Below are 16,566 nucleotides of genomic sequence, written 5' to 3'. Positions count from 1 at the left end.
AGAGCTGCACACAACCGTGTTGCGCGGGTGGCTGAACCCCGGTCCGTCGCACCTCGCTTCTGTGCAGTCTCTCAAATGCGTGAGATTGCGTTATGGATGGTATTTTCCTGCAGCAACTGGTCAACGGCCTGACCCTCGGGTCGGTCTATGGCCTGATCGCCATCGGCTACACAATGGTCTATGGCATCATCGGCATGATCAACTTCGCCCACGGCGAGGTTTACATGATTTCCGCTTACCTCGCGGCAATCAGTCTGGCTCTGCTGGCATACTTCGGTATTGAATCCTTCCCTCTGCTGATGCTTGGCACACTGGTCTTCACCATCATCGTCACAGCGGTATATGGCTGGGTCATCGAGCGTGTCGCCTACAAACCCCTGCGTAACTCCACCCGACTGGCACCGCTGATCAGCGCCATCGGTATTTCGCTGATCCTGCAAAACTATGCACAGATCGCACAGGGCGCCCGTCAACAAGGCGTACCGACCCTGTTGACCGGTGCATGGCGAGTGGAAGTCGGAAGCGGCTTCGTTCAGCTCACCTACACCAAGATCTTCATCCTGGTTGCCGCATTCGCCGGCATGGCCCTGCTGACCTACGTCATCAAGTACACCAAGCTCGGCCGCATGTGCCGCGCCACCCAGCAAGACCGCAAGATGGCCTCCATCCTTGGGATCAACACCGACCGCGTCATTTCCTACGTGTTCATCATCGGTGCGGCAATGGCGGCCCTGGCCGGCGTGCTGATCACCATGAACTACGGCACGTTCGACTTCTACGCAGGCTTCGTCATCGGCATCAAGGCGTTCACCGCAGCGGTACTCGGCGGGATCGGCTCGCTGCCTGGCGCGATGCTCGGCGGGATCATCCTCGGGATTTCCGAGTCGCTGTTCTCGGGTCTGGTCAACTCGGACTACAAAGACGTTTTCAGCTTCTCGCTGCTCGTTCTCGTTCTGGTCTTTCGGCCCCAAGGCCTGCTCGGCCGTCCTCTTGTGTCGAAGGTGTAAGCGATGTCTTCAACCACTAAAAAAACCATTGATCTCAAAAGAAGCCTGGTTGACGCGATTCTTGCCGGTCTTGTTGCCCTCATCGTGTTCGGCCCGATTGTCGGCATAGTCCTCGACGGCTATGGCTTCAATCTGGAAACGACCCGAGTGGCGTGGATTGTCGCCATTGTCATGGCCGGCCGCTTTGCCTTGAGCCTGTTCCTGCAAACGCCGAAAGGCCTGAGAATTCTCGAAGGCTTTGAAACCACCGGTTCGGGGGTTCATGTACTGGCACCCGATTACAAATCCCGGCTGCGCTGGATCATCCCGCTGATGATCGTCATCGCCGTGGTGTTCCCGTTTTTCTCCAACTCCTACCTGCTGGGCGTGGTCATCCTCGGGTTGATCTACGTGCTGCTCGGGCTTGGTCTGAACATCGTGGTTGGCCTGGCCGGTCTGCTCGACCTCGGTTATGTGGCGTTCTACGCCATCGGCGCCTATGGGTTGGCACTCGGTTATCAATACCTGGGGCTGGGTTTCTGGACGGTGCTGCCACTGGCGGCGATCACGGCGGGGCTGGCCGGTTGCATCCTCGGTTTCCCGGTGTTGCGCCTTCACGGTGACTACCTGGCGATCGTGACCCTGGGCTTCGGTGAAATCATTCGCTTGATCCTCAATAACTGGCTGACCCTGACTGGTGGCCCCAACGGTATGCCGGCGCCTCTGCCAACCTTCTTCGGCCTCGAGTTCGGCAAAAGGGCGAAGGACGGTGGCGTTCCGTTCCACGAGTTTTTCGGCATCGCCTATAACCCTGACGTGAAGTACTACTTCATCTACGCGGTATTGTTCCTGGTCGTGCTGGCTGTGCTGTACATCAAGCACCGTTTGACTCGCATGCCGGTCGGTCGCGCCTGGGAAGCCTTGCGTGAAGATGAAATCGCCTGCCGTTCCATGGGTTTGAACCACGTGCTGGTCAAGCTTTCGGCGTTCACCATCGGTGCGTCGACAGCCGGCCTCGCTGGCGTGTTCTTCGCCACTTACCAGGGCTTCGTCAACCCGACCTCGTTCACCTTCTTTGAATCGGCCCTGATCCTCGCCATCGTGGTACTCGGCGGCATGGGTTCGACCATCGGCGTGGTTATCGCAGCCTTCGTGCTGACGGTGGCCCCGGAACTGCTGCGTGGCTTCGCGGAATACCGCGTGCTGCTGTTCGGCATCCTGATGGTGTTGATGATGATCTGGCGACCGCGCGGCCTGATTCGGATCAGCCGTACCGGTGTGACCCCGCGTAAAGGAGTAGCGCCATGAGCGAAGTCGTACTCTCGGTCGAGAAGCTGATGATGCACTTCGGCGGCATCAAGGCGTTGAACGATGTCAGCCTGAAGGTTAAGCGCAACTCGATCTTCGCCCTGATCGGCCCCAACGGCGCCGGCAAGACCACCGTGTTCAACTGCCTGACCGGGTTCTACAAGGCCTCGGGCGGCAAGATCGAACTCAACGTGCGCGGCGAGCGCACCGATGTCATCAAAATGCTCGGTGAACCGTTCAAGGCGACTGATTTTGTATCGCCGAAAAGCTTCATCAGCCGGCTCCATTACAAGATGTTCGGCGGCACTCACCTGGTGAACCGTGCCGGCCTGGCGCGGACCTTCCAGAACATTCGCCTGTTCAAGGAAATGTCGGTGCTGGAAAACCTGCTGGTGGCCCAACACATGTGGGTCAACCGCAGCATGCTCGCGGGCATCCTCAATACCAAGGGCTATCGCAAGGCTGAAAGCGATGCGCTGGACCACGCCTTCTACTGGCTGGAAGTGGTGGACCTGGTGGATTGCGCCAACCGTCTGGCCGGTGAGTTGTCCTACGGCCAGCAGCGTCGTCTGGAGATTGCGCGGGCCATGTGCACCCGGCCGCAGATCATCTGCCTCGACGAACCGGCCGCCGGCCTCAACCCTCAGGAAACCGAAGCGCTGAGCGCGATGATCCGGCTGCTGCGCGACGAGCACGATCTGACCGTGGTGCTGATCGAACACGACATGGGCATGGTTATGAGCATTTCCGACCACATCGTGGTGCTGGACCACGGCGTCGTCATCGCCGAGGGCGGCCCCGAGGCGATTCGCAACGATCCGAAAGTGATTGCAGCCTATCTGGGCGCCGATGAAGAGGAGGTGGTGCTATGAGCAACCCGATCCTCGAACTCAAAGACCTGGACGTGTTTTACGGCCCGATCCAGGCCCTGAAAAAAGTATCGATGCACATCAACGAAGGGGAGACCGTCAGCCTCATCGGTTCCAACGGTGCGGGCAAGTCGACCCTGCTGATGTCGATCTTCGGCCAGCCGCGCGCGGCAGACGGGCAGATCATCTATCAGGGCGTGGACATCACCCATAAGTCGTCGCACTACATTGCGTCCAACGGCATTGCACAATCACCGGAAGGCCGGCGCGTGTTCCCCGACATGACCGTCGAGGAAAACCTGCAGATGGGCACCATCCCGATTGGTGACAAGTACGCCAAGGAAGACATGCAACGCATGTTCGAGCTGTTTCCGCGTCTCGAAGAGCGGCGGACCCAGCGGGCCATGACCATGTCCGGCGGCGAGCAGCAAATGCTCGCCATCGCCCGTGCGTTGATGAGCCGGCCGAAACTGCTGTTGCTCGATGAGCCGAGCCTTGGGCTCGCGCCGATTGTGGTGAAACAGATCTTTGCCACCCTGCGGGAACTGGCCAAGACCGGCATGACCATCTTTCTGGTCGAGCAGAACGCCAACCACGCCCTGCGGTTGTCGGATCGGGCATACGTGATGGTCAACGGCGAGATCCGCCTCAGTGGCACCGGCAAGGAGTTGCTGGTGAACGAAGAGGTGCGTAACGCTTATCTCGGCGGGCATTGAGTCCTGTTGAAACATCTAAAGCCCCGACGAGCAATCGTCGGGGCTTTTTTACGCCTCCAATACACCGCAAATCCCTTGTGGGAGCGAGCCTGCTCGCGATTGCGGTGGGTCTGTGAAAAGCATGGCGACTGACACTGCGCTATCGCGAGCAGGCTCGCTCCCACAGGGACCGCGGTGAATTGTGGAAAACAAATTTGCCAAGCTCTCAAAGCGCGACATAAAGCCGCTGCAAATAGTTGTTTTGTCACGGTTTTGACTTGTCCCCGTTTGCTGTGGAACTGGCTGTGAATAACGTGGGAGTAGCTGGCTGAGAGCCTTTTAAATCGTGGCTTGTAGCGATGTGGTTGTTTTTTGATCAGGCGTTTTTGCCGGGCTTGAGGTCAGCGTTGTCAACCTTTTTATTGATTGCGAAAGAGGCCTGAAACACACGATGGCAGCCTGTGGATAAGTCTGTGGTTAAACTCTGGAAAGACTCGGCTAAGGGCCGTAGTTACTGGCTTGGCGCCATCGTTGGCAAACCCGGTCAATCGTGCAAAACGCCTTGGGCTACACAGCCAGCACTTCAGGGTCAAGCGAAAAACTTTATGATCTGCCCGCAAAGCCTTGTGCACAGCGGCTTCCAGCTTTTTCACTTGCCCCCGGAAACTGTGGACCGGCCTGTGGATAACGTGCGCGTACATAGCTACAGGCCACGGTGTATATGGCGTTGCTCGCGTTGGTTGTTTTTCGTACAGATTTTCTGATAGTTGCCGCTGTCGGCAAGGCCGGGCATGCTGCCAGCTGATTTTCTAATCCAATGGCGGCCCGTCGGCCGAAGCAAGGAGAACACGATGTCCAACACCCTGTTTATTACCGGCGCGACTTCCGGTTTTGGCGAAGCCTGTGCCCGTCGTTTTGCCGAGGCTGGCTGGAAACTGGTGCTGACAGGTCGTCGTGAAGAGCGCCTCAATGCCTTGTGCGCCGAGTTGTCGAAGCAGACCGAGGTCCATGCCCTGGTGCTCGACGTGCGTGATCGCAAGGCCATGGAGGAGGCGATCGCCAACCTGCCACCATCCTTCGCCAAGCTGCGCGGGTTGATCAACAACGCTGGCCTGGCGCTCGGCGTGGATCCGGCGCCGAAGTGCGATCTTGATGATTGGGACACCATGGTCGACACCAACATCAAGGGCCTGATGTACAGCACTCGCCTGCTGTTGCCGCGTCTGATCGCCCATGGCCGTGGCGCCGGCATCATCAACCTCGGCTCCATTGCCGGCAACTACCCGTATCCGGGCAGCCACGTGTATGGCGCGAGCAAGGCGTTCGTCAAACAGTTCTCCCTGAACCTGCGCTGCGACCTGCAAGGCACGGGCGTTCGCGTCAGCAACATCGAGCCGGGCCTGTGTGAGAGTGAGTTCTCGCTGGTGCGCTTTGCCGGTGACCAGGAGCGTTACAACGCGACCTACGCCGGTGCCGAGGCGATCCAGCCGCAAGACATCGCCGAGACCATTTTCTGGGTGCTCAATGCGCCAGCGCACATCAACATCAACAGCCTCGAGTTGATGCCGGTGAGCCAGACGTGGGCCGGGTTTGCGATTGAGCGTAACAAGGGGTAAGACTGCGTAACGTCCATTCGCGGGCAAGCCTCGCTCCTACAGGTCTATGCAAAACCTGTAGGAGCGAGGCTTGCCCGCGAATACGATCTATTTGTCAACGAAGATAGTCGACCAACCCGCGATAGCAGGTCGCCAAATGATAAGGCGTAGTCGACGGCATATCCTGCCGGCTCACTTCACCGTTCTCGTCACGACACTCATACCAGCCATGCGCATGCAGAGAACGCTGTTGCAGCGCCTGCAATTGGTGCAGTACCGATGCCCCGCTGTCCGGGCGCAGCGTCAACGCACGCAAGTATTCAGCCTGAGCCCAGATGCGTTGGGTGGCATCTTTCGAATGCCCGTCGAGCGTGAGCATCGCGCGCACGGCGCCACTCGATTGATCGACGCCCAGTTGCTCGGTGAACGCAAAGGCGCGCTCCACAGAGGCGTGCAGTTTTGAACCGCGCAACAACGGCGAAGATTCCAGCAGGAAATACCATTCGAACTGGTGTCCCGGTTCAAACCAGTTATCCACAGACCCCAGCGGCTTTTCCATCAGCACACTGTGTTGCGGATCGATAAAGCGTTGTTGCATGGCTGTGCATAACTCGACGAGCGCACGCTGCACGGCGAGGTCTTCACGCACTGAAAGCGTGGCAAGAAACGCTTCGGCGAGGTGCATCAGCGGGTTTTGCAGCGGTCCGGTATTCAGCAACGACCAATCACGCTCAAGGCAGGCTTCGTACAAGCCATCGCCCGAACTGAAGCGCTGATCAAGCACTTCCAGCACCGCGTTGAGCACCGACTCCACCAGCGGTTCGCGAACCTTGTCCCAGTAATGGGCGCAGGCGAAGAGGATGAAGGCGTGGGTGTAGAGATCTTTGCGCTGATCCAGCGGCGCGCCCTGCGGGTCGATGCTGTAGAACCAGCCACCGTGTTCGGCATCGTGGAAATGTTGCTGCAACGAGCGGAACAACGCAGCCGCACGCTCTTTCGCGCCCGGCACCTGGCCGATCAGGCTGGAAAACAGATACAGCTGCCGCGCGCAGGCCATGGCCCGGTAGCGTTGCGGTGGCAAGGGATGATGCTCGGCATCCAGTGCTTCGTAGGGCAGCGCCAGTTCGGCATTCCAGCCGGGGCCTTGCCAGAGGGGCACGATCACGTCCTGGAAATGCTGTTGCACCGCGGCAAACAGAGCGGTCAATTCAGGCTGGGAAGCGGAGCGGGGAGCATGAGGCATTGGCTGGCGTCGTCACGGCAGGGGCGAATGCGCGACATGTTATCAGGCCTGAGAGATGTGGTGTCTGTCGGGCCGCCTTCGCGGGCAAGCCTCGCTCCTACAGGAAGAGGCTATTACCGGCAAAACCAAATCAACCCGCCAACAACCACACCCCGGTCGCCGCCGACGCCGCACCCGCCAGACGAACCAGCGGCGCTGCTGCTTGCGGCAACACGCGAACCAGCGCATAACCCGCCGCATGCAACGCCGCCGTTGCCGCCACAAACCCTGCGGCATAGGCCCAAGGGCTCGACATGTCCGGCAATTCCAGCCCATGCGCCACGCCATGGAACAACGCAAACAACGCCGTCGCACCCACCGCCACGCTCAGTGGCGGACGTACCGCCAGCGCCACCGCCAGCCCCAGCGCCAGTACCGACGCCGCAATCCCGCTTTCCAGCGCTGGCAGGTTCAGCCCTTCAAAACCAAGCAGGCCGCCGATCAGCATGGTGCCAACGAACGTGCACGGCAGCGCCCAGCGTGCAGCGCCTTTCTGCTGTGCCGCCCACAGCCCGACGGCAACCATTGCCAGCAAGTGATCGAGGCCGCCGATCGGGTGGCTGATGCCGGCGATCAAGCCATTGTCGCCGTGACCGGGGTGGGCGAAGGCGATGGCCGGAGTCAGCAGCAGGGCCATGGCGCCCAGGATGCGTTTAAGTGTCATGGATAAGCTTCCTTGTTGATAAGTTTGATCGTGATCAGGCTGCGGTCAGCAGGCCCTGGCGCTCGATGAAGGCGATGATTTCTTCCAGGCCCAGCCCGGTTTTCTGGTTGCTGAAGACAAACGGTTTGCCGTTGCGCATGCGCTTCGTGTCGCTGTCCATCATCGAAAGCGACGCGCCTACCAGCGGTGCGAGGTCGACTTTGTTGATCACCAGCAGGTCGGATTTGCAGATCCCCGGCCCACCCTTGCGCGGCAGTTTGTCGCCCGCCGAGACGTCGATTACGTAAATTGTCAGGTCGGACAATTCCGGGCTGAACGTGGCTGAAAGGTTGTCGCCTCCGGACTCCACCAGAATCAGATCCAGCCCCGGAAAGCGTCGGTTCAGTTGATCCACGGCTTCGAGGTTGATCGAGGCGTCTTCGCGGATCGCCGTGTGCGGGCAGCCGCCGGTTTCCACGCCGATGATCCGTTCCGGCGCCAGGGCCTGGTTGCGCACCAGAAAATCGGCGTCTTCGCGGGTGTAGATGTCGTTGGTCACGACCGCCAGGTTGTAGCGCTCGCGCAACGCCAGGCACAGGGCCAGCGTCAGGGCGGTTTTGCCGGAACCGACCGGGCCGCCGATGCCGACGCGCAGAGGTTGTGTGTTCATGTGATTCTCCAAAATAACAGGCCCTAGGAACGGAACAGACGGCTGTACTGGCGCTCATGGGCCATGCACGCCAGGGACAGGCCGAAAGTGGCGCTGCCATAGTGGTCGGGGTTGATTCGGGTGGCGTCCTGCTGGGCTTGTTGCAGCAGTGGCAGCAGTTCGCTGGTCAGTCGTTGCGCGGCTTGCTGGCCCAGCGGCAGGGTTTTCATCAGCACCGCCAACTGGTTTTCCAGCCAGCTCCAGAGCCATGCGGCCAGCGCGTCTTGCGGGCTGATGTGCCAGGCGCGTGCGGCCAGCGCCCAGCCGAGGGCCAGGTGCGGTTCGGGGCGTTGTTCGAGAAAGGCGCGGGCCGGTGCATCGAGTTCCGGCAAACCGTTGAGCAGTTGCTGTAAGGAATAGCCCATCTGTCGGCTCTCCTGATGCAACTCGCGGGTTTCCCGGCTGGCGCGGTGTTCTTCGCAGCGTTGCAGCAGTTCGGCCCAGTTTTCTGCGGCGGCGGCCACGCAATGGGCGAGCAGCAGGGGCGCCTCGAAGCGTGCCAGGTTCAGCAGCAATTGATCGCTGATCCAGCGACGGGCGCTGTCTGAATCATTCACCCGGCCGTTATCCACCGCCATTTCCAGACCTTGGGAATAGCTGTAGCCGCCAATCGGCAATTGCGGACTGGCCAGGCGCAACAGCGCCCAGGCCGGGTTCATTGGCGTACGCCGAACTGATGCAGTTTCGGCGGGTAGTTGAAGTCTTCGTCGCCATGCCGCGAGTGGTGATGGCCACCACCATAGGCGCCGTGCTCCGGCTGGAACGGCGCTTCGATGTTTTCGACCTTGGCTTCAAGTTGTTCGAGCATGGCCTTGAGCACGTAGTCGTCGAGCAGGCGCAACCAGCCATCACCGACTTGCAGTGCGACGTGGCGATTGCCCAGGTGATAGGCCGCGCGGGTCAGTTCGAATGCATTGGCGCAGGTGACGTGCAGCAGTTGTTCGGGGCGGGCGCAGACGCGGACGATGCGACCGTCTTCAGCCTGTAGGCATTCGCCATCAGTGAGGGGCGACTGACCGCGCTCCAAAAACAACCCGACGTCTTCACCCTCGGCACTGAAACAGCGCAAACGGCTTTTGCTCCGGGCTTCGAAGGTCAGGTGCAACTCGGCGGCCCAGACGGGTTGAGGCTCGATTCTGCGATGAATCACCAGCATCGGAAAGCTTCCAGCTATGGACAATAGTCAGGCTAGAGCAAGGGGCTTGCCAATCGGCGCAAGTGTAGGAAATGCCTGTCGGCGCATGGATGGCGTTTCAGTTTGTTGCGGCAATTTGGTGCGGGGCTGGGAACGGCGCACCAAATGACGGCGCAGGGTGTGCTCCAGATTGTTCGCGATCCCGCATTCACCACCCAACCTTGTAGGAGCCGGCTTGCCGGCGATAGCGGTCGGCCAGACGACATCTTTATTGGCTGAAGGGCGCCATCGCTGGCAAGCCAGCTCCTACAAGGGAGGTGGTGGTTCAGACGCACCGAGTTGTCTGAATCGCCAGCAAGCCGGCTCCTACAGGAGATCGGCGTGCAGGAGGGTTATTCCGTGCTGCCCAGGCCTTGCCAGTGCTTGAGGCCGATGAAGATAAAGCGCAGCTGCTGTGTGATTTTCGCCTGCGGTGTCAAATGCGCGGGCAACGCCTCGGCCGGCGGATCAATGATTTCCGGCAGGGTCGCAAACACGCTTTTGACGATGAGATCGGCCATGACACTCAGGCCGGCGATGTCCAGGTGTTGCAGCTTTGGCATCAGCGACAAATCGGCCGCAAGGTCCGAGCTGATGTCTTCGCGCAAGCGACCGATGGCCAGGCGCACCGGTAGCGAACCGCCGTACTGCTCGCGGGCCAGAAACAGGAATTGCGAACGATTGGCCGACACCACGTCGAGAAAAATCCGCACAGAGGCATCGATGATGCCGCCCATGACGAACTCGTTGTGACGCACCAGGCGGATGGTTTCGCGGAAGGTTTGTCCGACTTCACTCACCAGCACCAGGCCCAGTTCATCCATGTCGGCGAAATGCCGGTAGAAACCGGTGGGGACGATGCCGGCGGTTTTCGCCACTTCGCGCAGGCTCAGGCTGCCGAATCCTCGGCCGCACTCCATCAAATGGCGGGCAGCGTCCATCAAGGCATTGCGGGTTTGTTGTTTCTGTTCGGCGCGGGGCAGCATCGCAAGGGTGTTTTCTGGACAAGACAGCGGCGCACTCTAGCAAATCGGCTTTGCCGGCGTCGAACGACTATCGGGAGTGATGCGAGGGAATGCGTGGCTTCTATAAAGTCAAAAGCCCAATCCGTGGATTGGGCTTTTTTTCAAGGCCGCCATGGGCTTAGCTCACAGCGCTGTTGCGTTCGATTACGCGGTCACCACCACCTTCAGCCAGGGTTTGGCCTTGTGGGGTACGGTCGGAACCGTCGGCAGCCAGGGTTTGGCCTTGTGGGGTACGGTCGGAACCGTCGGCAGCCAGGGTTTGGCCTTGTGGAGTGCGGTCGGAACCGTCAGCAGCCAGGGTTTGGCCTTGTGGAGTGCGGTCGGAACCGTCAGCAGCCAGGGTTTGACCTTGTGGGGTGCGATCGGAACCGTCGGCAGCCAGGGTTTGGCCTTGTGGGGTGCGATCGGAACCGTCAGCGGCCAGGGTTTGACCTTGTGGAGTGCGGTCCGAACCATCTTGAGTGATCAGGCCTTTTTCTTTCAGGCGATCATTACCACCTTCGGCAACGGTTTGACTGAACACCGAGTGGCTGTCTTTCACTTGTGGGGTGGCCTGGTCAGCGGCTGGCAGGGCGAAAGCGGTGCTGGCCAGCATGGAGAGGGTAAGGCTAAACAGTAGTTGGCGTTTCATGATCATGTGCTCCGTGGGAGGGCGGCAAAGTGGGTACGAGGCCAATGCTACTCTCGATAAGTCGATATAAAAGTTCATAAACGCAATGGTAATAATCAACAGAATTGATTGTTCCGTGCGAAGGCTCTAGACCGGGCCTTTCCGGCGGATGTTTTCGCACTGATGTGGGTATTTTCTACTCACGTGCGTCGCACAAAAGTGCGGGGTCGGTAACGCCGGATTTCGAGTGCAGGGTGTCCCCGACCGATTATTTGAACGTTAAGCCGCATTTCGATTAAACCTGCGCGCCGTTTCCCAGTCCTAGGCTTCATGCCAGGCCGGTTCTGGCCTGGGGTTTCACACGCGCGTCGCGGTCAGGGCGCTCAGTCGTATTCAGGAGCCCTGTGCAATGACGCGCACCCCGAAAATTCTTGCCTGGACCTTTGCCAGCCTGGTTGTGTTACTGGCGATACTGGTTCTGATCATCGCGTTCTTCGATTGGAACCGGATCAAACCGACCCTCAACGCCAAAGTCTCCGAAGAGCTGCATCGACCGTTTGCCATCAATGGCAACCTCGCGGTGGTCTGGCGGCGTGAGCTTGACGAAGGTGGGTGGCGCGCCTGGGTGCCGTGGCCGCATGTGGTGGCGCAGGACCTGAGCCTCGGCAACCCGGACTGGTCGAAGCAACCGCAAATGGCCACGCTCAAACGCGTCGAGCTGCGCATTTCGCCGCTGGCTCTGTTGGCGCAACGGGTGACGATCCCGCGCATTGACTTGACCGAACCAAACGCAGACCTCCAGCGCCTGGCCGATGGCCGCGCCAACTGGACCTTCAAGTTCGACCCGAAAGACCCGAACGCCAAACCTTCCAGTTGGGTGGTCGACATCGGTGCGATCGGCTTCGACAAAGGCCACGTCACCCTCGACGACCAGAGCCTGAAAACCCAGCTCGACCTGATCATCGATCCGCTGGGCAAGCCGATCCCATTCAGCGACATCGTCGGCGAAAAAGCCGCGAAAACTGCGCAGGAGAAGGGCGTGGCTCCCCAGGATTACGCGTTTGCACTGAAGGTCAAAGGCCAATACCACGGCCAGAAACTGACGGGCGAAGGCAAGATCGGCGGCCTGCTGGCCTTGCAGGATTCGGCCCGGCCGTTCCCGCTCCAGGCCCAGGTCAAGATTGCCGACACCAGCGTCGAGCTCGCCGGTACGCTGACCGACCCACTCAACCTTGGTGCGCTGGACCTGCGGCTGAAACTGGCCGGCAGCAGCCTGGGCAACCTCTATCCGCTGACCGGCGTGACCCTGCCGGATACACCGCCCTACGCCACCGACGGCCACTTGATCGCCAAGCTGCATGAGCCGGGCGGCGCGGTGTTCCATTACGAAGCGTTCAACGGCAAGATCGGCGAGAGCGACATCCATGGCAGCCTGGCCTACGTCGCCAGCCAGCCTCGGCCGAAACTCAGCGGTTCGCTGCTCTCCAATCAACTGTTGTTTACCGACCTTGCGCCCTTGATCGGCGCCGACTCCAACGCCAAGCAAAAGGCCCGCGGCGGCGAAAGCAAGCAGCCGGCGGACAAGGTGTTACCGGTCGAAGAGTTCAAGACCGAGCGCTGGCGCGACATGGACGCCGACGTCGAATTCACCGGCAAGCGCATCGTCCACAGTGAAAAACTGCCGTTCAATGACCTCTACACGCACCTGGTGCTGACCGACGGCGTGCTCAGTCTCGAACCCCTGCGTTTCGGCGTGGCCGGCGGCAAACTGGATGCGCAGATTCGCCTGAACGGTCGCACCGAGCCGCTGGAAGGCAACGCCAAGCTGACCGGGCGCGGTTTCAAGCTCAAGCAGCTGTTCCCGACCTTTGAACCGATGAAGACCAGTTTCGGCGAGCTCAATGGCGATGCCGACATCAGTGGTCACGGCAACTCGGTGGCCAAGCTGCTGGGTTCGGCCAATGGCAATCTGAAGATGCTGATCAACGACGGTGCCATCAGCCGCGAGTTGATGGAACTGGCTGGGCTGAACGTTGGCAACTACGTGGTCGGTAAAATCTTTGGCGACAAAGAAGTGAAGATCAATTGCGCGGCGGCCGACTTCGACATCAAGACCGGCCTGGCCACCACTCGGTTGTTTGTCTTCGATACCGAGAACGCGATCATCTACATCGATGGCACGGCGAACATGGCGACTGAGCAACTGGACCTGACCATCACCCCGGAATCCAAGGGCTGGCGCCTGATTTCCCTGCGTTCGCCGCTGTACGTGCGGGGCAAGTTCATCAAGCCGGATGCGGGCGTGAAGGCGGTGCCGCTGATATTGCGCGGGGCGGGGATGGTGGCCTTGGGCGTGATTGCGGCGCCGGCGGCGGGGTTGCTGGCGCTGGTGGCGCCGAGTGGGGGTGAGCCGAATCAGTGTGCGCCGTTGCTGGAGCAGATGAAGGCAGGCAAGGCCCCCGTCACCGTTAAGCCCACCAAATAAACCGATGACGGTCTGACAGGCGCTACAAATCTTTCAGGATGTCGGCCACAGGGAAGTGATCGCTACTCCGGTGTGAGTGACAAGCGCGGCGAAAAGTTTGATGTGATTGGCGATCTTGGCAACAGGCCAGACAATCGGGCTTCCTCCTGCAACCACGCAAAAAATGCCCGCACCGGCGGATGGCGTTCTCGACCCGGTACGCAAAGCGCGCTGTAACCGGCGCCACTCACCTGAATGTCACTCCGGTAAGCCACCAACAAACCACTGGCCACGCTCTCGGACACCAGGATATTGCTCGCCAGCACCAGGCCTTGTCCGGCGATCGCGGCTTGCAGCGCGTAATGCTCTTCGTCGTATTCGCGGACCGCCGGGTTTGCCGTCAGCCAGGTTTCTGCAGACTGCGAGCACCACGCTTCCCAGCCATGGGCGTACAGCTTCGAGTTGTGCCAACGCACGCTGATCAACGTCGGTGCCCGGATGCTGGCCTGTGCAACCTGTTCCGGCGAGCCATAAACGCCGAACGATTCATCGAACAGGCACAGGCCATAAAGGTTCGGGTAGTCATCGAGGCTATAACGCACCACCAGATCGACGCTGGCGTCCTGATGCAAATCGATGACTTCGCAATGGGTGTCCAGCCGCACGCTGATGTTCGGATGCCGGGCGTAAAAACGCCCCAGTCGCGGCACCAGCCACAAGGCGGCAAAAGCCGCGGTGGTGGAGATTGTCAGGCTGGTGCCGCTGCGTTGCGGGCGCAAGGTGTCGACGCTTTGCGCCACTTCCAGAAAAGCGCCGTGCAGGCTGTGAAACAGGCGCTCGCCGCATTCGGTCAGGCGCACTTGCCGTGGCAGTCGCTCGAACAGCGGCACGCCGAGCCAGGTTTCCAGCGAGCGGATCTGGTGGGAAACCGCCGTTGGCGTCACCGACAGTTCTTCGGCGGCGGCCTTGAAACTCAACAGGCGTGAGGCGGATTCGAAGGCGCGCAGGGCGGTCAGTGGCAGCGAGGCAAACATTGAACACTCCATGGATGAAATTAATTCATCTAGGCTGATTTTTGCTCATTTGAGGCGAAACGGTCGCGGGCACAAGCTGCATGCCACACGCCGTTTGAGTTTAGTCCTCAGGAGATTCAGATGAACACAATTCTTGCCATTCACGCCAGCCCACGGGGCGAACGTTCCCACTCCCGTCGCCTGGCCGAAGTGTTTCTCGGCGCCTGGCAGGTCCGCCATCCGCAAGCGCAACTGACTCGCCGCGAAGTTGGACGGGCGTTGATTCCTCCGGTCAACGAAGCGTTTGTGGCCGCCGCGTTTTACCCCGAGCCCGAGGCGCGGCCGCTGACGATGCAGGCCGACCTCGCGTTCAGCGATGAACTGGTCGCCGAGTTGCTGGGCCACGATCTGCTGCTGATTTCCACGCCGATGCACAACTTCAGCGTGCCCAGCGGCCTCAAGGCGTGGATCGATCAAATCGTGCGGCTCGGGCTTACCTTCAATCACACGCTGGACAATGGTGTCGCGCAATACGAGCCGTTGGTGCACGGCAAGAAAGCGCTGATCGTCACCAGCCGTGGCGGGTTCGGTTTCGGTCCCGGTGGTGAACTGGAAGCCTTGAACCATGCCGATACGCTGTTGCGCACGGCGCTGGGGTTTATCGGCATTACCGACGTGACCGTCGTGGCCGCCGAGGGTGAAGAATCCGCCGAGCGCACCTTCGAGATCTCCGTCGTCGAGGCCGAGCAGCGTTTGCTGACGCTGGCCAGGGAGTTCTAGATGGCCTGGGTGTTTTTGCTGATTGCCGCCGGGTTCGAAGTCACCTTTGCCATGGGCATGAAGTATGCCGAAGGCTTCACCCGGCTCTGGCCGTCACTGATCACGGTAGTGGCGGCAGTGGGCGGGATTTACTTCCTGACCCTGGCGATGCGCGAATTGCCGGTGAGCATCGCTTACCCGATCTGGACCGCAATCGGTTCGCTGGGCACGGTGTTTCTCGGGTTTGCGTTGCTCGGCGAAAGCCTGACGGCGGTCAAACTGGTATCGGTCGGATTGATCGTGGCGGGGGTGGCGGGGCTGAAATAGAGCGGATGTCATAGACTGGTCGTCGAGCTGTCACATTCGATGTCGATGCTGGGCTGATGTCTTGTATTCAGCCTTGCGTCACCTCACCGATCACAAGGACGTTTGCCCATGTCGCAAGGTTCTGCCACGCGTTATCCGTTGGTGCTGGTCCCGGGAATGCTCGGGTTTATCCGTCTGGTGCTTTATCCGTACTGGTACGGGATCGTGGCGGCGTTGCGCCAGGGAGGGGCGACGGTGATTGCGGTTCAGGTGTCGCCGCTGCACTCGACTGAAGTGCGCGGTGAACAATTGCTGGCGCGGATCGATGAAATCCTGCGGGAAACCGGTGCCGAGAAGGTCAACCTGATCGGCCACAGCCAAGGCTCACTGACCGCCCGTTACGCCGCCGCCAAACGCCCGGATCGCGTGGCTTCCGTGACCTCGGTGGCAGGCCCCAATCACGGCTCGGAACTGGCGGACTACTTGCACAAACATTATCCGGCGGACAGCGCGAGGGGGCGGCTGCTGGCGTTTTTTCTTCGGATCATCGGTGCGTTGATGAGTTTGCTGGAGACGGGTTATCGCGGGCCGAAGCTGCCGGTGGACATCCACGCGTCCCATGAATCGCTGACGACGGCGGGTGTGGCGTTGTTCAACCAACGTTATCCACAGGGCTTGCCTGAAACATGGGGTGGGCACGGGCCGGAAGAGGTCAACGGCGTGCGCTATTACTCGTGGTCCGGCACGTTGCAGCCAGGCAAGACCGATCGCGGGCGCAATCTGTTCGACGGGACGAACCGCAGTTGTCGGCTGTTTGCCAAAACCTTCGTGCGTGAAGTCGGGCATTGCGACGGGATGGTCGGGCGTTACAGCTCGCATCTGGGCACGGTGATTGGCGATGAGTATCCGCTGGATCACTTTGACATCGTCAACCAATCGTTGGGGTTGGTGGGGAAGGGGGCCGAGCCGATCCGGTTGTTTGTGGAGCATGCGGCGCGGTTGAAGGCGGCGGGGGTTTAGCCGTCAGACCGCATTATCGTTCTTCGCGGGCAAGCCTCGCTCCTACAGGGACAGCGCATGAACTGTAGGAGCGAGGCTTGCCCGCGAAGGCGTCAGATCAGGCGACGC

General features: G+C 60.3%; 17 protein-coding genes. 9 read left to right on the top strand and 8 right to left on the bottom strand.

Going from position 1 to position 16,566, the window contains the following annotated elements; translation table 11 throughout:
- Positions 1 to 92 precede the first annotated feature (92 nt).
- From KGA97_RS16040 to KGA97_RS16020, 5 genes are all read left to right on the top strand, one after another.
- A complete protein-coding gene (locus KGA97_RS16040; protein WP_008035385.1) occupies positions 93 to 1,007 on the top strand; it encodes an ABC transporter permease subunit in 915 nt (304 codons plus the stop codon).
- A 3-nt stretch (positions 1,008 to 1,010) separates the two neighbouring features.
- Positions 1,011 to 2,294, top strand: a complete 1,284-nt coding sequence (livM, locus tag KGA97_RS16035; protein ID WP_008035387.1) for a high-affinity branched-chain amino acid ABC transporter permease LivM — start codon at positions 1,011 to 1,013, stop codon at positions 2,292 to 2,294.
- Positions 2,291 to 3,166, top strand: coding sequence for an ABC transporter ATP-binding protein (locus tag KGA97_RS16030; protein WP_008035389.1), 876 nt, complete (start codon positions 2,291 to 2,293; stop codon positions 3,164 to 3,166). The genes livM and KGA97_RS16030 overlap by 4 nt, the downstream gene beginning before the upstream one ends.
- Entirely contained in the window at positions 3,163 to 3,879 is a 717-nt protein-coding gene (locus KGA97_RS16025; protein ID WP_223481082.1) for an ABC transporter ATP-binding protein, read from the top strand. The genes KGA97_RS16030 and KGA97_RS16025 overlap by 4 nt, the downstream gene beginning before the upstream one ends.
- 830 nt (positions 3,880 to 4,709) lie before the next feature.
- A complete protein-coding gene (locus tag KGA97_RS16020) occupies positions 4,710 to 5,474 on the top strand; it encodes an SDR family oxidoreductase (RefSeq protein WP_008035394.1) in 765 nt (254 codons plus the stop codon).
- A 94-nt stretch (positions 5,475 to 5,568) separates the two neighbouring features.
- On the opposite strand, the gene KGA97_RS16015 is transcribed toward KGA97_RS16020, so the two are convergent.
- The 7 genes from KGA97_RS16015 to KGA97_RS15985 form a co-directional block, all read right to left on the bottom strand.
- On the bottom strand, positions 5,569 to 6,696 hold the full coding sequence (locus KGA97_RS16015; RefSeq protein ID WP_223481081.1) for an AGE family epimerase/isomerase: 1,128 nt from the start codon (positions 6,694 to 6,696) through the stop codon (positions 5,569 to 5,571).
- 130 nt (positions 6,697 to 6,826) lie between these two features.
- A complete protein-coding gene (locus tag KGA97_RS16010; protein ID WP_192226939.1) occupies positions 6,827 to 7,399 on the bottom strand; it encodes a HupE/UreJ family protein in 573 nt (190 codons plus the stop codon).
- 34 nt (positions 7,400 to 7,433) lie between these two features.
- Complete coding sequence (gene ureG, locus KGA97_RS16005; protein WP_008035409.1) at positions 7,434 to 8,048, bottom strand: urease accessory protein UreG; 615 nt, start codon at positions 8,046 to 8,048, stop codon at positions 7,434 to 7,436.
- A 23-nt stretch (positions 8,049 to 8,071) separates the two neighbouring features.
- Positions 8,072 to 8,746 (bottom strand): urease accessory protein UreF, encoded by a 675-nt coding sequence (locus KGA97_RS16000; RefSeq protein ID WP_223481080.1) that lies wholly within the window; start codon positions 8,744 to 8,746, stop codon positions 8,072 to 8,074.
- Positions 8,743 to 9,243, bottom strand: a complete 501-nt coding sequence (ureE, locus tag KGA97_RS15995; protein ID WP_207284739.1) for an urease accessory protein UreE — start codon at positions 9,241 to 9,243, stop codon at positions 8,743 to 8,745. Before ureE ends, KGA97_RS16000 begins: the two co-directional genes overlap by 4 nt.
- A 371-nt stretch (positions 9,244 to 9,614) precedes the next feature.
- Positions 9,615 to 10,247: a TetR family transcriptional regulator gene (locus KGA97_RS15990; protein ID WP_008035416.1), complete on the bottom strand. Its 633-nt coding sequence runs from the start codon at positions 10,245 to 10,247 to the stop codon at positions 9,615 to 9,617.
- 157 nt (positions 10,248 to 10,404) lie between these two features.
- On the bottom strand, positions 10,405 to 10,917 hold the full coding sequence (locus KGA97_RS15985; RefSeq protein WP_207284740.1) for a hypothetical protein: 513 nt from the start codon (positions 10,915 to 10,917) through the stop codon (positions 10,405 to 10,407).
- 388 nt (positions 10,918 to 11,305) lie between these two features.
- Between KGA97_RS15985 and KGA97_RS15980 the strand changes: the two genes are divergently transcribed.
- Positions 11,306 to 13,381 carry an AsmA family protein gene (locus KGA97_RS15980; RefSeq protein WP_223481079.1) on the top strand — a complete coding sequence of 692 codons (2,076 nt, stop codon included), beginning with the start codon at positions 11,306 to 11,308 and terminating at the stop codon, positions 13,379 to 13,381.
- Between the two features lie 62 nt (positions 13,382 to 13,443).
- Here the strand turns inward: KGA97_RS15980 and KGA97_RS15975 are convergent, their stop codons facing one another.
- Positions 13,444 to 14,406, bottom strand: coding sequence for a LysR substrate-binding domain-containing protein (locus tag KGA97_RS15975; protein WP_223481078.1), 963 nt, complete (start codon positions 14,404 to 14,406; stop codon positions 13,444 to 13,446).
- A 108-nt stretch (positions 14,407 to 14,514) separates the two neighbouring features.
- Between KGA97_RS15975 and KGA97_RS15970 the strand changes: the two genes are divergently transcribed.
- The 3 genes from KGA97_RS15970 (at position 14,515) to KGA97_RS15960 (ending at position 16,458) form a co-directional block, all read left to right on the top strand.
- Complete coding sequence (locus KGA97_RS15970) at positions 14,515 to 15,153, top strand: FMN-dependent NADH-azoreductase (RefSeq protein WP_223481077.1); 639 nt, start codon at positions 14,515 to 14,517, stop codon at positions 15,151 to 15,153.
- Positions 15,154 to 15,459: a DMT family transporter gene (locus KGA97_RS15965; RefSeq protein WP_008031171.1), complete on the top strand. Its 306-nt coding sequence runs from the start codon at positions 15,154 to 15,156 to the stop codon at positions 15,457 to 15,459.
- Between the two features lie 108 nt (positions 15,460 to 15,567).
- On the top strand, positions 15,568 to 16,458 hold the full coding sequence (locus KGA97_RS15960) for an esterase/lipase family protein (RefSeq protein ID WP_008045209.1): 891 nt from the start codon (positions 15,568 to 15,570) through the stop codon (positions 16,456 to 16,458).
- The last annotated feature ends 108 nt before the right edge of the window (positions 16,459 to 16,566 follow it).

It is taken from the genome of Pseudomonas sp. BF-B-15, assembly GCF_019946675.1.
Lineage (GTDB): Bacteria > Pseudomonadota > Gammaproteobacteria > Pseudomonadales > Pseudomonadaceae > Aquipseudomonas > Aquipseudomonas migulae.
The sequence above is the reverse complement of the archived record's forward strand: the minus strand, read 5'-3'. Positions and strand labels throughout refer to the sequence as shown.